Source organism: Exiguobacterium sp. SH0S2, assembly GCF_004337185.1.
GTDB lineage: Bacteria > Bacillota > Bacilli > Exiguobacteriales > Exiguobacteriaceae > Exiguobacterium > Exiguobacterium aurantiacum_A.
Map to the genome: position 1 here is coordinate 242719 of NZ_SJVB01000002.1, position 15058 is coordinate 257776.

Genomic DNA, 15058 nt, shown 5'->3' on the forward strand with positions numbered 1-15058 from the left:
TTAGAAAAGGGAAATAGTTTTTTGTGTAAGGTATAGAAAAAACCGGCAGTGCCGAGGCACTACCGGTTTACAAGATGGCTCCGTCCGAAGACTTTGCTCTATTTAACCCTAAGGGAGGGTCAACGATTACTGAACGACTTTTACGTCGAACGATACTGGCGAAGAAAGGAGATCTCCGTTTGCAGCAGTTGTGATTTGTGGTACGACGATTGTAGCTGTACCCGAGAGGCGATCTTTTGCAAGTGTAAGTTCGCCAGTTTCTTTGTTGTACTCAAGACCAACCAAGTTTGTGACAACTGGTGAGATGTCAACGAAAACTCCGTTTGAAAGTTGTGTAAATCCTTTGTAATCAATTGTCTTACCGAACTGGTCTACGACCGTTACAGCAGGAGCGAATGTGAACTTGTTGTCTTTGATTTGACCGAAGAGAAGGTTATCGACTGTCAATTTACCAAAGTCAGAAGCGTCGATTGTGCGCATCGCTGTGTTGACTTGTGCTTTCGTCGCTACAGAGTCAGTGTTTGTGTAGTCCACTGAGATCGTGTCAACTTGAACACCATTCACGAGTGCTTTGATCGTTGCTTTACCTGAAGAAGCGAACTTCACAGCAGCGTCGCCTTTGAATTCAAGTACCCCATCAAGTTCATTGAAAGATTTTAAATCTTCAGCTGAAGAGTAAGTTACAACATAGTCAACTTTAGCGTTGTCGACAGTTGTGATGACGTTGCCATACTTGTCAAGTCCACGGACTTCGAATGACACGAAATTATCATTCGCAGCTGGTGCGACATCTACGTCAGCATCAAGTGACGTGTTCGCCGATGTGAGAACGAGGTCGTAAGCAGCGACTGTTGCGTCGAACTCAGATACTTTAACAGCAACCGACTTCGTGAATACAACTTTACCAGCGTTGTCTTTGAACGTGATCGTTACAGTAGCAGTACCGTTACGCTCGCCCTCAGCTACAACAGCACCGTTAGCGTCGAGTGATACTGTCGCTACGTTTGTGTTGCTTGATTTTACTTCAAGTGTACCAACTTTAGAAGTACCAACTTTAACGTCTCCACCAGCTTCGATGACTGCGTCGAATGCTTCTTTGTACTGGTCAATGAAGTCAATTCCAACTGTTTTCGGTGAATCACCAGCTACTACTTTGCCAGAATCAAAGCTGAGTGAAGTAGTAGTAAGTTTAGCGTCAGCAATCTTAGAGTCAGCTACAACTGAGAATTCTACGATACGCTCGAAGTCGCCGCTCACAATTTTAACTTTAGCTGTTCCAGTTGCATAAGCAGTGATGACACCGTCTTTAGATACTGTCGCGATTGCTGGTGTCAAGTTCGTGTACGTTGAGTTAGCTTTCGTGAGGATGTGGATATTTCCAGATACATCTTTCACGAACACATCCAAGAATTGGTCCTTCTCAGAGAGTTTGATTGTCGTGTCAAGTTTGCCTGCTTTCTTGGCTGTCTCGTATGCCGTTACTGCTTGAGCTTCTGTCAGGCTACCAGAATTAGAAATGTGAACGCCATCGAATGCTGCAATTTCTCGAGCACTAGATACAGTTACTTTGACAGCGCCTGTAGTTGCCAAGACTTTCGAACCGTCCATTGCTTTAACTTCAACGAAGAATGTGTTTTGAGCAGCATTGTCAGAGAATGTGAACTTCCCTGTAGTTGTGTTCAACACTGGCGAAGTAGCTGAAAGCGTAAGATCTTTGTTTGACAAGAGAACGCCGTTTTTGTCTTTGACAACGAGAGATTTGAAGATGTCATCGCCATCAAGGAAGTTTGTTTTTGTGAGTGTTACTGAAGCAGCAGCAGCAACTTCAAACTCGAAGTCTTTTTCGATCGCAGTCGTCACTTCACCAGATGGAACTGAGAAGTTGTTAACTGAGAGCGTGTACTCGCCACGGTCAACCAAGTCTGCGTTGAGTGTGAGAAGCAATTTAGTCTTGTCATCAGCGTCAACTTCTACTTTAGTAACGTAACGGCCGTTGTTGAGTTTGAAGTCAGAAGCTTCAACGCCTGAAACTTCTTTGTTGAGTTTCACTTCAAGTTGGTCAACTTTAACTGGCTTCACTGAGAATTCAGTAGCTTCAACTGTGAAAGCAGTTTCTGCAGTCATTACTTCACCAGACTTGATGACGAATGAGTGAGTTCCTGCAGGAAGAGCTGGAGTCTTAGCAGTCAACTTACCATCCTTGATTGTTGCAGCCACTGGGATTGCTTTAGAAGCGTCTTTGAATGGGTAGATGAGAACATCTGCCTTCGTATCTTCTTTAGCGTTTTCAACGTCAGCAGTTACAGAAAGAACTTCTTTCGCTTGATCGACTGAAGAAGCAACGTTTGAGAATGCAACTTCGCTTGCGACAACTGTGTAAGTCAAGAACGAAGTGATGCGGTTCCCGTTGTGGTTGTAAGAGATGAGGACTTTTTGTGCGCCTGCATCTTTCGTGTTGTAAGTTGAGCTCATTGTGAAACGCTCAGGAGCTTGTGTGTAAACTTTACCGTCGCGGTACATGACGCGAATCGATGGTTTCGTAAGTTCAGAACCAGCTTTTACTTCTCCAAGGTCTTGATCGAAGATGTAAAGTGGGTAGTTACGAGCGTAAAGTTTCTTGATGTAAGTCTTGCCATCAGAACCTTGGCCTTTAACTGTTTGCCACTTGTTGATTGCTGTTACGAGGTATTTGCCCCATTTGATTTCTACACCTTTAGGCGTGTTAAGCGCGAGCGCTTCTTTGAACTTGCCACCGAGTACGACCTCTGCTTTAAGTTCTACTGTTGAAGTTGAAGCTTCTGCTGCCATTACCGGAGTAAGAGCTGCTGCCGTCACAGCAAGTGCTGCTGACGCTTTGACTAGCTTGAATGATTTCTTTGCCATCTTGTGTAAATCCTCCCTTTGGTATGTTGCGATTTTGCGCTACCAGCTTGCAAGCTACGCTCCCCCCACTAAACGATTCCATATGTATACGCCATTCGTTCGAACGACTTATGCAACCTGATCCTTTAGGTCTTGAGTTTCACTTAAACTGATAGGTATTTTTCAAGATGTGAATCTTGAACAATTTACCAAGTATGAACTTGGAAAACCTTACATCCATAATATACATAACGCTTCCAATCAGCACAAGCGTTTTTTTTCGCAAAAATGGGAATGATTTTGAATTTTGGAGTTTGTGAGATAATTTAATATCACATTACCCACTTTTCGAAATGTCGAAAACCGTCGAAAAACGCCGATATAACGCCATTTCGACATTTTTCGATATGATTAATCCTTTAAATGTATTTAATTTTACTTTTATTACCTTCTCATATAATTACCATGTCTAATTTTAGATTGTATCAAAATAAGGAATAATTTAACCCTTATTTTTACATTGACCAAACTTTTAAAACTGATTCAATAAGACTAGTTTGAAATTTGGGGAATACATTTTGACTAGTCCGATTGCAAATTATACACAAAAAAAGCTACGAACCGGTTTGGTCCGTAGCTTATGAAAAACGTCTTTCTTCTATATTAGTAACCCGCGTATTGGAGCGATTGAACGAAGGCTCGTTTCTCGCCCCCGAGGAGCGCCCATTCGAATTCATACTCGTAGCCTTCGATGGTGATGACGATCCGGTTCTCTGGACGGACGTGCTGCTTGATGAACGCGATCATCTTCGCATCCGGAATGAACCAATACGTCTCGTCGACCGTTCCATCGTCGTACTCTATATAGTCGACATCGAACGGATCGATCGTATGGACGTACGATGCCGAACCGACACGGATCCGGAGCTTCTCGAATTCGAGCGGCTCACCGTCTTCCGCATAGTATTGCAAGAGGAAGCCCATGCTCGCTTTCGTCGGACGTTCGAAGAAGAACGGTGCGAACGTCTCGTTGTAACGAGTCGACCCATCAGCCGCGAACACTTCCTTATGAACGACGATACGATTTCCCTCTTCGTCACTGACACGGTGGAAGTTGTTGAAGAGCGCGTGTTGGACCGTGAGCGTCTCTGATGCGCTACGGTTGCCGGCACCGTCACGGACGACGAGCGACATCTTCTTGCCGAGCGGTTGTTTCGGGATCGGGAGAACGAACTTCCCTGTCGACATGACCGGGGCCGTGTACGCTTTCCCGTCGATCGTCACGATGACCGTCGCGAGCGGCTCTGCCGTTCCGGCAATCCCGTTCGAAAGCGTCGTGACCGCTTGCGTGAGGCGCGCCTTGCTCGGTGCGACCTTATCCGCTACGACCGTCGACTTGACGAGTTCGCTGATCGCACCGTTCGCCGTCTTCGCCTGCGCCGTCAAGACGGTACCGACTTTTTGAAGCGCGATGACACGGCGGTAGTTCCCGTTCGCGTCGAACGAGCCGTTGAACGTGCTGCCCCCGACCGTCACAGTGACGGCGAGTCCTGGTGTACCTTTCACTTCGATCGCACGAGCCGAGTTATCGACTGGGTTGATGACCGGTGCCGCCGGACGTGCCGCCGGGTCTTCCGCGACGATGACGCGTGTCACAGCGCTTGCGTTCCCGCTCGCATCGACTAAACGGACATCGATGACGCGGCCGACTGGTTGTGGGGACATCGTGAACACGGCTTCACCGTTCGTACGGATGACGCGCTCGTATGTTTTCCCAGCGACAAGGATTTCAGCTTTTGCACCGATCTCCCCTTGAATCGTGAGTGACGTCGACGTATGGAACGGTGCCGCCACGACCGGCGCAGCAGGTGCCGTCACGTCGGCGACAGTCGTCGTGTCTCCTTCAGCCGCGACGAACGTCGGTGTAAAGCCACCGACGACGAGTGTCCCGGCGAGGAAAAGCGCTAAGTATTTCGGTTGTTTCATTTTATGAATTCCTCCTAAATAATGTATCGAATTAGACAACAACTTTATTTTAATGGATTTTTTTAAAAATAGGTACATAATTTTCTATTTTAGGTGCACATTTTTTTCGATGCACAAAAAAACATCTCCATCGCTGGAGATGCCTGATCACGTCTCGTGAATCATCGTCGCTTGTCCGCCTTGCCAGAGCCACGTGTCCTGGTCTTTCACGTACAAGTGCAGTGCCCAGAATCGGCCCTCGTAAGCGTTCGTCCCAAGGATGAACCGCTCCTCGAGCAACAGTTGCACGACAGCGAGCTCACCTTTGATCGTCTCGTCGAACGTCACCGTCTCTTGGGCGATCCATTGGACGGCGGCCGGGTCGACGAACTGGTCTAAAAACGTCTCTTTATCGAACTGACGCCCGCTCGAGTCGACGTAGCGGAATTCATCGTGCATGATGCCCCGCATCGCGTCAAGGTCGCCCGCGGTTTGAAGCGAGGCCCGGTCGTCAGAAAGTTGTTTCATGTTGAGTGTTTCCATAGCTGTACCTTCCTTTCCGCGTCCATCATATCATAGATCAAGCTCAGAACGCCCCGAACGAATACCTCTTCATCATTCCGCTACCCCTTCTCCAAATCTAGCTTGCAGCTGTTGTCGCACGATGTCCGGCCGCATCTCGGCGAACTGACGCATCTCTGCGATTTCGGCTTCCCACGCTGTAACAGATGGGATATTTCCCCATCTCGCGATTTGTCTCGGCATCTCGGGGGCGATTACACCCGACATTTCGTCAAGCTTCACCACCATGTTTTCGGAAGTAAACGGTCCGTTGAGCAATTCCTCGAAGAGCCGGACGAAGCGCTCCTGACCTTCCGTACTCCTCATGAGCGATTGGAACAGTGCATGCTCAGGCTCTGGCCCTGTCAAATACGTGAACATGTCGTAGTTCACGCTCTCGTCGAGCGGAAGTCGCTGTGCGAACCCTTGGTCGAGGTCGAAGACGACCCAGCGCCAGCGCCCATCATGTCCGAGCGGTGTCTCATCCGCGAACTCGGTCGCCTTCCTCCAGACGACGTAGTTGTTGAACATGCTGTCAAGGTTGCCATAAAACGCCTGATAGGCGACGTACTCGAGGAAATTATCAACGTCCATTCGCCGCTCGAGCTCCTCAAATGTCGTGCGATCATTCAAATCGTTCGTCTCGGCGAAGCGGACCATCTCCCGGTAGTGGATGAGGTCGGCGTCTCGTCCCGCCTCGATAACAAAACCTTCTGGCATATCCCGATCGGCCTCGAGAATGACGAGTTCCGTCTCGTCGATATCGTATTTGATTTCAAAGTAGTCTGAGGAATATAGCTCCCGTAAATTGTGCAGTCCCCAATATTCACCGTTCACGAGCACGACAACCGGTTGGTAGTCTTGGAAGTCGAGCGAACGCTCATTGAGCAATTCCTGCATGAAGGCGTCCCTGAGCATCGCCCCTTGCCAGTCATTCCCCCCATTTCGGAGCAGAAGACGATTGAATTCGACCTCGTCGTTACCCGGGAAGAACGAGTGATAGAAGCGGCTCTGTCCGTACTCGCTCCGCGCGTAAAGTCGGAGGCTCTTTTGGGCGAGTCCACGCGAGAAGCCACCGTGAATTCGGATACCGATGTCTTGTCCGAAAACGTGCTCCCCGCCCTCGAAATAGTCGACGTGGGCTGGTCGCTCCCATTCTTGTCCCGTTTCGAAAAAGTTACCGCGACCAAACTCGAGCGGTCCGTCCGGCGCGTCACCTGGCGTATAAATACCGATTGCCGAATCGAACAAATTCGTCGCGTCAGTCGTGAGCGAGACGACAGGCAAGTTCGACGTGAACAAATCAAAGTCGAGTAGATACGTCTTTGTCGCACGTGCACTCTGTGCCCCATCTTTTACGCTGATGGCACGGATGGTGAGCGCTCGCTCGGAAGCCCCGCGCCCAAGTGTCGGCGGCACACGGTTCGTAGCCGTCCGGTTGTTCGACAGCACGGCGACGTCACGCGTCAGCACTTGATCGAGTGTAATTGGTCCGTTGTATCGAATCGACTCCGGTGTCGGGTCGCTTCCGTCGATCGTATAATAGATCGTACTCCCGGATGTTGCCTCGAGTATGAGCTCGGTGCCAGGAGAAATTACGCCGCTGTCAACAGAGAACACCGGACGATCCGGCAACATCTCGAAGTCACGGTCGACGATTTGTTCCGCAATCGAATCGAGCGCGGCATAGTCATGCGTCGCGTTGCCCGTCACATAAAGCCGTTCCGTGATGGCTAATGCTTCAAGCGGTGACATGTCAGTGATGCGATTGTCGCGTAAGTTGACGTCGATGAGCGCAGCCATGTCGCGGAGTGGCTCGACCGAGGCGACAGCATTCCCGCGGATATTGAGATAAGTCACGTTCGGCGTCCGCTCCGGTAATACGTCGAGCGCATCGATGTCGTTATCCCGTACGTTCAACGTCGTCAGCGTGTCTGACTCCGGCAAGAACGCTAAATCGCTGACGTCGTTCCCTTCGAGGTCGAGTGACTCGAGCGTTTCCGGCAACTCAGGTATTTGTTTGAGCTGGTTAAAACTGAGGTCGAGCGTCTTTAAGTAACGGAGGTTCTCAAGCACTGTGACGTCGGTCAATTGGTTCCCCGACAAGTTGAGCGTCTCGAGCGACTGAAAATGCTCGAGGCCGGTCAAGTCGGTCAGGCCGTATCCTGACAAGTCGAGCTCGGTGACGCCACGCACTTTGTTTTGGTTGAACGAGCCGACCGGGATATTCAATTGTTCGGCGAGCGCTTGCTCGAACGCTGCGCCCGCGGTCGCTTGCTCCTCGGCAAGATAATACATCCCACCCCATGTCCCGGCGAGGAGCACGGCCAAAATCCCAACTTTTAAACCCTTCATATAATACAGGCCTCCTGATCTATAACTTCGTTTGCGTCTCGTGTGTTGTAACAGTATACTTGAATTCTAACACAGACCTTAACAAATAATTAACAATCCCCATAAAGGAGTGACACCGTGGCCCAAGAGATCTTCAAGCGATACGAAATCAAATATTTAATCACTTTCGCCAAATACCTCGAGCTGCGTGAGCTCATCATGCCATACATGCATTACGACACGTACGGCAACCCGGAAGGTAAATACAATATCGTCAGTCTCTATTTCGACTCAAGCGACAAGGCGATCTATTACGAGACGCGCAACAAGCTCCCGTTCCGCCAAAAGCTGCGGCTCCGTGTCTATGATCAGGCCGACCTCGGCAGTATGTCGTTCATCGAGGTAAAACAGAAATTCAAAAACGTCGTCAACAAGCGCCGGACGATTTTGCCGCTCCACGAAGCGTACGATATTTTGCGTGACCCGAACAAACCGATTGAGGCGGTCGCGGCGTCGAACCCGCAAATCTTAAAAGAGGCACTCCATTTTCAGCACTCATATAATTTATTGCCGCACACGGTCGTCAGTTACGACCGCCAAGCGTTCTCGGGCACGTTCGAGCATGACTTGCGTGTCACGTTCGACTATAACCTCATGTGCCGAAACGACGATCTTCGCATCGAGCACGGGCCGGAAGGGTACCATTTCATCGATCCCGGTCTCGTCGTCCTCGAAGTGAAAGTGTCCGAGGTCGTGCCGTTCTGGCTCGCACGGCTTCTCTCCGACCTCGAGTGTAACAAGCAAAGCGTCTCGAAGTTCTGTACGAGTGTCGAACTGCTAGACAAAGAAAATTCAAGTGAAGGTAGGATTCTGTCATGACCGATATTTTTAACGAAGTCCGCCAGCTCGCCGACGTTACGTCCCGACTAACCGTGCTCGAGGCGGCGGCCGCCATTTTCCTCAGCTTCATCTTAACGCTCTGTATCGCCTACCTATATAAAAAGACGCATACAGGTGCCCGTTACTCGCAATCGTTCGTCCAGACGATCATCATTATGGGCGTCACCGTGTCGGTCGTCATGATCGTCATCGGCAACAACGTTGCTGTCGCCTTCGGTCTCGTCGGTGCGTTCTCGATTATCCGCTTCCGTAGCGCGATGAGCGACCCGAAAGACATCGCCTTCATCTTTTTCGGTATGGCGGCCGGTATCTCATGCGGGCTCGGCTTCTACATACTCGCAATCCTGTTCACCGTCAGCTTGTCGGTCATCATCATCGTGTTGTACATGTTCGACTTCGGTCGCGGCGGCTCGGACAAGAAGCGACTGTCGATCACGGTGCCTGAAAACTTGCACGACGAGACGGCGTTCGACGGTGTCTTGTCGGCCCACTATAAATACTACGCGCTTCGCTCGGTCGAGACGACGAACCTCGGCACGATGATCCAGCTCGTCTACATCGTCCAAAACAAGGACGGTGTCAAAGACAAGCAAGTGATCGATGAGCTCCGCAAAATGAACGGCAATTTGAAAGTGTCCGTCAATTATTTGAATACCGAAATCTTTTGACGCATACGAAAACCGGCCCTCTATAGAGAGCCGGTTTTCGTTCGTTCATTTGACGGTGACGGTCGTGATTTTACTGACTTTCTTCGTCACGTCTTCAACGTGGACAGACAAGCGCTCACCTTTTTTCAAGGCTCGCGTCTTCGCCACGTATGTGCCGTTCAATGCTATTTTCGACTTGCCGATGACACGTTTGTTCTGATCACGCACGACGACGGTCATCCCGGCTTGCGCTTTCCCGGTCACTTGTTTCGCGTTTGCACGAGGTGCTGTGACGCTCGGGGCACTCGGTCGAAGCCCTTTGGCGACGACGACACGTTCTCCCGTGAAGAGTGGCCCGTTCGTATACGTGACACGAAGTACCGTTCCCGCTTTTTGTGGGGCGAGCGACATCGTCAACTTGCCGTTTTTGACCGTTCCCCAGCCGATCCGTTTCGTTTTATTATACACGTTGACGACCGTTCCCGATTTTGCGGAAACGTTGAAGACCGGCGCGTTATCAAATATGCGCTCCGGCTTCGGCGCGAGTTGAAGCATCGACTCGGCCCGGTAGACGTTCACTTTCCCGTAACCGCTCACGACGTCATAATACGGGAGGAGCGGAGTATTCAAACCATCTAACACGTCTTGCATACCATCATATTCACGCGGGTCTTTCGGTGCGTCTCCACCCGTGAAGGCGAGCGGCTCCGACGAACGGCGTAAGATCGTCCGGACGCCTTCGACTGTCACACGCGGGTGTTGCGAGACGAGAAGTGCCACAGCGGATGCGACGTGTGGCGTCGCCATGCTCGTCCCGTCCATATAGACGACGTTACCGTCTGGTACAAGACTCGCGACTTTTGAACCCGGTGCGACAACGTCGACGTTAATTCCGTAGTTCGAGTAGTCCGTGACGAGACCGAACGTGTTCGTCGCGCCGACCGAAATCGTGTACTTCGAAGACGCCGGATACGAGACGCGCGACTGTCCGTCGTTCCCCGTTGCTGCAACGATAATGACACCGCGGTCATGCGCATACTTCAACATATAACCGATCGTGCGGCTTTCCGTTCCGCCGAGGCTCATATTGATGACTTTCGCTCCGGCGTCGACGGCATACTTGATACCGAGTGCGATTTGATCCGTCTCCCCATATCCGCCGGCATCAAGTACTTTCACCGGTAAGATGGACACGTTCGGGACAATCCCCCGCATCGACGTGCCGTTGTTTTGAGCGGCCGCGATGACACCGGCGACGTGCGTCCCGTGACCGTGGTCATCGATTGCGTCGCCTTCCCCGTTCGGGTCGACGAAGTTCTTCCCATTTCGGACATCAACTTTTCCTTTCAAATCGAGAAGGCGGTGGTCGACACCGGTATCGAGAACGGCAACTTTGACGGTACGGGCTTTCAAGTTGAGCGCCTCGTACTTATCAAGGCTGATGCCCGCGTCCCCGAACGGTTTCAACACAGAGCGGCTGTTGACCGACCATTGATAGCTATAGCTCGGGTCCGCCATAAATGCAGAGTACGTCTCGATCGGCTCGATATAGTCGACGTTCGGGTCTGACTCGAGCACCGCTTGTGCCGACGCTTTCGTCTTCGCTGACGCCGTTTCGACATCGACGAGCGCGAAATGGTCACCCGGTGAACCGATGGCGAGACGTTCGGCCGAGACATCACGCATCGCGTTCATCTTGCCAATCGATTGGTTCGGTGACGACTTGTATTTGACGATATAACGCGGGGCGTCCGTCACGTTGACGGTGACGCCGATGCGGTCGAACACGTCCGTGAGCGGTGTTCCCGCAAGTTCATCCATCCCGGCAAGACCTGCGACAGACGCGATGTCCGCCTTCAATCCTTCCGGCACGCTTTGACTGACGAGGGCGTGCATCCGGTTGATGGCCGCTGACTCTTTCGACGACACTGTATGCTGTTTTCGCTCGACGAGAGCTGTCAAAAGCGGTTTGAGTGTCACCAGGTCGTTATACGCCACCTGACGCTTCGTCTTGTCGAACGTGATCGCCTTGATGATGTAAGGCGAGGCACGGTAGTAGAGTGCCGCGAGTTCCCGCCCTTCTTCTGATTGGTTGAGCACGTCCGTCTGGACACGTCGAATCAGCTCGAGCATCGTCTTTTGATCACTTGCCGGCATTAAAATCGATTCGACGGCACACATATCGCCGCTTGCCTGTTCATATTTCACCGGCAATTTGACCGGGTTGTAGACGAGGTTGATCTCTGAAGCGAACTCCGACGGGTCCGGTTCGCTTGGCGGTTCTGTTCCGTCCTCACTCGGTTCTGTTCCGTCCTCACTCGGCTCTTCTCCTTCTTCAAGTGAGAAGATCTCCTCTTCCGGTGGATACATGTCCGGCGTCTCCATCGGCATGTACTCGACTTTGACGTAGTATGGTCCTTCCCATGCATATGGGAGATGGATTGTCGCTTTGCCGTCCTCTTTCGAGGCGCTCGCACGGTAAGGATAGAACGTATCGTCTTTCCCGGCCATATCGGCGCTCGGATAGACCGAGACGTTGGCGAGTTTCGTCGCCTCCATGACGATTTCCATATGGGTCATCTGGCTCGGAGCTCCTCGCTCCATCTTGAACCAGTATGTATTGACCGGGTCGACGCCCGTCGTGAACGTGACAGCCTCCCCGGCTTCCAGTAGTGTCGCTTGCTTCATTCCGGCCCCGGCATCAGCGTGGATGCGCGGCGGGACGAGCGAGACGATAAGTAGGACCGCGAGCAATGTCGCAACAGTCCGTTGCACCAATCGTTTCATTTGTTTTCCTCTTTTCCAAGTATTAGGTGAATCACCTTGGATATAGTATACGAGATTTGTTAGAAAATGTTTCAATCGTGTTACAAAAATATTTCGACAATGAAACACGTCAAAGATTGACATCATCACGTCATCCCGTTAAAGTAACGATAACATCATACGAACTCGCGATGAGAAAGAAGAGTAGCGTGAAGGGACGTCTCCAGAAAGCCGGTGGTCGATGCGAACCGGTGACGTGTCTTGCGTGAATGGGCTTTTGAGCGTTCAGACCGATACGTAGGCTCTGACGGGTCCTCCCGTTACCGAGGACAGCGAATGATCGTTCGCGATGAGTGGAGAGACACGAAGTTTCTCAACGAAGGTGGCAACACGGGGAAATCTCCTCGTCCTTCATGTCCGATTGGGCATGAAGGGCGGGGAGATTTTTTGTTTTAAGGCTTCAAGGTGTTCGGGTGATGTCCCGCGGATATAAGCACCACGGTCATCATAAATAAACAGCACATGGTTTTTCGTTTGATGAATGAACTGAATGGAAGGACACGTCCAACGGTGACGGCAGAGCCTTGGCGAGAAGTGGAAGTCTTGATGACAAATTGCTTCTAACAAGGCATGGAGTCGAAGCTGTGACCTGCCTGAAATCGCTACCGTGTAGGTTCGAATCGTTTCTTCATGTAGGACGGAACGCGTTAACGTCGTCTTAAATCGGGCGTTTCGGTCACGAATGAAGCGAAAGAGGTGCGTGGGCGTAAATGCGGTCCCATACACGTGATACACGAGAAGGATGGCATCCCCTTCATCGAACAAGGCGTCAAACAGGTCGTGCGCCTTCTGTAAGACCGCCTGAAAATAGGCCGGATTGTACACGTCCGACTCGATGTAAGGTGACATTGTTTCTTCAAGCTCGAGATGAACCGTCAACGGGTCATCGGAAAACTGGTCTGGTCTTAGAATCTGCACGTGCTTCTCCCCTTTCTGTCTATATTATAAGGAGGTCAATCCTATGAAACAACTAATCATCAACGGCGACGAACTGACCCCAGTGGCAATCTTCCACCGGTTACAAGGAGAGCGAAAAGTATTGCTCGAGAGCCGGGCTGAAGGCAAACACGGACGTTACTCGATCATCGCGGCGAACCCGGTCGAGACGATCCGTGTCGACGGCAACACCGTGACCGATGCAACGGGTACGACCCAAACGGACGACCCGCTCGCCGTCTTATCCACATTGATCGCACGTGACACGGAAGACGCGCCCTACCCGTTCATCGGCGGCGCCGTCGGGTATATCGGCTACGACCTGCTGCGGACGTATGAGCCGATCCCGAACACGCCGACCGAGACACGCGACTTGCCGGACGCGTTGTTCCAACGCTATGAGACGGTCGTCTTATACGACCATCTCGAGGAGCGCGTCATCTTGATCGACACCGGCGACAGCGACGGCGACGGAGCGGCCCGGCTCGAACAGTTGAAAGCCGAGCTCGAGACGGCGAAGACGCATGAACTCGCGCCGGTCGTCCGGACGAGCGAACGGATCTTGACCGACAAGGACACATTTATCGAGCGTGTCTTGAAAGCGAAAGAAGCGATCCTTGCCGGAGAGGTGTTCCAGCTCGTGTTGTCGCAACGGATTGACGCGACGTTCACCGGTGACCCGTTCCACTTCTACCGGACGCTGCGAAAACTTAATCCGAGCCCGTACTTATTCTACATCGACCTCGGCGAAGCGATCGTCCTCGGGGCGTCGCCTGAGAGTCTCGTCCGTGTCGAAGGGAACTGCGTCTCGACGAACCCGATCGCCGGTACGCGCCCGCGCGGCAAGACCGTCGAAGAAGACATGCGCCACGCTGCCGACTTGATTGAAGACGAGAAAGAGCTGGCCGAACATCGGATGCTACTTGACCTTGGCCGGAACGACATCGGCCGCGTCGCCAAAGTCGGAACGGTCACGATTCCGAAACAGATGGAAGTCGAGCGTTTCAAAAACGTCATGCATCTCGTCTCCGAAGTCGAAGGCGAACTACGTGACGACTTGAACCCGATCGACGCGCTACGGGCCTGTCTCCCGGCCGGCACCGTCTCCGGGGCACCGAAGATTCGGGCGATGCAGTTGATCGATGAGCTCGAGACGGTGAAACGTGAAGTATACGCCGGGGCCGTCGGCTATCTCGACGTCCGGGGCGGCTTCGACTTCGCCCTCGCCATTCGGACGATGGTCGTCCAAAATGATACGGCGTACGTCCAAGCCGGGGCCGGCATTGTCTTTGACTCGGATCCGGTATCGGAATATGAAGAGACGCTGCATAAAGCCAAATCCCTGTTGGAGGTGTTCGTATGATTTTACTGATTGATAACTACGACTCGTTCACATATAACGTCTATCAAGACGTCGCCCGGTTCAGCGATGTCTTGGTCGTCCGTAACGACGAGCTGACGGTCGATGAAATTCGCGCCCTTAACCCGTCCGGTATCATCATTTCACCTGGTCCAGGTGGTCCAGGTGACGCCGGTGTCTCTCTCGACGTCGTCCGACAGCTGTCGGGACAAATCCCAATCCTCGGTGTCTGTCTCGGTCATCAAGTCATCGCCGAAGCGTTCGGCGGCACGGTCGGCCGGGCCAAACAGGTCATGCACGGCAAGACGTCTGTGATCGAGACGACGACCGGTGCCTTGTTCGACGGAGAGCCGATGGACGTCATGCGGTACCACTCGCTCGTCGTCCAAGCGACGGAACTCAACGTGACGGCAACGACTGCGGACGGCGTCATCATGGCGCTCGAACATCCGACACATCCGACGTACGGCGTCCAGTTCCACCCCGAGTCGATCGGGACACCGGACGGACGGGACCTGTTCGAACGGTTCGTCGCGATTTGTCACACAAAAAGACCGAGGAACGTGTCCCCAGTCTAATTATCGAACTTCACATACCGTGAGGAGAAAGCATAGTGGTACACATACGGTGAGTCATATGAATCAAGCGCATCTTCGTAACTGATTTC

10 protein-coding genes and 1 other annotated feature are annotated in these 15058 nt (G+C 52.0%); of the genes, 4 read left to right on the forward strand and 6 right to left on the reverse strand.

From position 1 onward, the window contains the following. Positions 1-126: 126 nt before the first annotated feature. The 4 genes from EVJ21_RS05995 to EVJ21_RS06010 all read right to left on the reverse strand — a co-directional run bounded on the left by EVJ21_RS05995 (position 127) and on the right by EVJ21_RS06010 (position 7743). Entirely contained in the window at positions 127-2883 is a 2757-nt protein-coding gene (locus EVJ21_RS05995; protein ID WP_131490097.1) for a hypothetical protein, read from the reverse strand. A 642-nt stretch (positions 2884-3525) separates the two neighbouring features. After that, positions 3526-4848, reverse strand: a complete 1323-nt coding sequence (locus EVJ21_RS06000) for an Ig-like domain-containing protein (protein WP_131490098.1) — start codon at positions 4846-4848, stop codon at positions 3526-3528. Between the two features lie 147 nt (positions 4849-4995). Beyond that, complete coding sequence (locus EVJ21_RS06005; RefSeq protein ID WP_070328521.1) at positions 4996-5370, reverse strand: nuclear transport factor 2 family protein; 375 nt, start codon at positions 5368-5370, stop codon at positions 4996-4998. 72 nt (positions 5371-5442) lie between these two features. Beyond that, positions 5443-7743 carry a CotH kinase family protein gene (locus EVJ21_RS06010; RefSeq protein WP_131490099.1) on the reverse strand — a complete coding sequence of 767 codons (2301 nt, stop codon included), beginning with the start codon at positions 7741-7743 and terminating at the stop codon, positions 5443-5445. A gap of 117 nt (positions 7744-7860) precedes the next feature. On the opposite strand from EVJ21_RS06010, the gene EVJ21_RS06015 reads away from it, so the two are divergent. Next, entirely contained in the window at positions 7861-8601 is a 741-nt protein-coding gene (locus EVJ21_RS06015; RefSeq protein WP_131490100.1) for a polyphosphate polymerase domain-containing protein, read from the forward strand. Further along, positions 8598-9290 (forward strand): DUF4956 domain-containing protein, encoded by a 693-nt coding sequence (locus tag EVJ21_RS06020; protein ID WP_070328518.1) that lies wholly within the window; start codon positions 8598-8600, stop codon positions 9288-9290. Before EVJ21_RS06015 ends, EVJ21_RS06020 begins: the two co-directional genes overlap by 4 nt. Before the next feature lie 45 nt (positions 9291-9335). Here the strand turns inward: EVJ21_RS06020 and EVJ21_RS06025 are convergent, their stop codons facing one another. Both EVJ21_RS06025 and EVJ21_RS06030 read right to left on the reverse strand, forming a co-directional pair. Further along, positions 9336-12056, reverse strand: coding sequence for a S8 family peptidase (locus EVJ21_RS06025; RefSeq protein WP_131490101.1), 2721 nt, complete (start codon positions 12054-12056; stop codon positions 9336-9338). Between the two features lie 161 nt (positions 12057-12217). Further along, positions 12218-12450: a binding site (T-box leader), on the forward strand. Then, the gene (locus tag EVJ21_RS06030) at positions 12447-13013 is read right to left on the reverse strand and encodes a DUF3885 domain-containing protein (protein ID WP_131490102.1); all 567 of its coding nucleotides are present in this window, start codon (positions 13011-13013) and stop codon (positions 12447-12449) included. It overlaps the preceding feature by 4 nt. 43 nt (positions 13014-13056) lie before the next feature. Here EVJ21_RS06030 and trpE point away from each other — a divergent pair, with 43 nt between their 5' ends. Together trpE and EVJ21_RS06040 are read left to right on the forward strand one after the other, a co-directional pair. Further along, the gene (gene trpE / locus EVJ21_RS06035; protein ID WP_131490103.1) at positions 13057-14394 is read left to right on the forward strand and encodes an anthranilate synthase component I; all 1338 of its coding nucleotides are present in this window, start codon (positions 13057-13059) and stop codon (positions 14392-14394) included. Next, positions 14391-14969, forward strand: a complete 579-nt coding sequence (locus tag EVJ21_RS06040; RefSeq protein ID WP_131490104.1) for an anthranilate synthase component II — start codon at positions 14391-14393, stop codon at positions 14967-14969. The genes trpE and EVJ21_RS06040 overlap by 4 nt, the downstream gene beginning before the upstream one ends. The last annotated feature ends 89 nt before the right edge of the window (positions 14970-15058 follow it).

Coding starts and splice junctions, on each gene's coding strand:
- EVJ21_RS05995 (WP_131490097.1), bottom strand. CDS start 2,883: ATGGCAAAGAAATCATTCAAGCTAGTCAAAGCGTCAGCAGCACTTGCT.
- EVJ21_RS06000 (WP_131490098.1), bottom strand. CDS start 4,848: ATGAAACAACCGAAATACTTAGCGCTTTTCCTCGCCGGGACACTCGTC.
- EVJ21_RS06005 (WP_070328521.1), bottom strand. CDS start 5,370: ATGGAAACACTCAACATGAAACAACTTTCTGACGACCGGGCCTCGCTT.
- EVJ21_RS06010 (WP_131490099.1), bottom strand. CDS start 7,743: ATGAAGGGTTTAAAAGTTGGGATTTTGGCCGTGCTCCTCGCCGGGACA.
- EVJ21_RS06020 (WP_070328518.1), top strand. CDS start 8,598: ATGACCGATATTTTTAACGAAGTCCGCCAGCTCGCCGACGTTACGTCC.
- EVJ21_RS06025 (WP_131490101.1), bottom strand. CDS start 12,056: ATGAAACGATTGGTGCAACGGACTGTTGCGACATTGCTCGCGGTCCTA.
- trpE (WP_131490103.1), top strand. CDS start 13,057: ATGAAACAACTAATCATCAACGGCGACGAACTGACCCCAGTGGCAATC.
- EVJ21_RS06040 (WP_131490104.1), top strand. CDS start 14,391: ATGATTTTACTGATTGATAACTACGACTCGTTCACATATAACGTCTAT.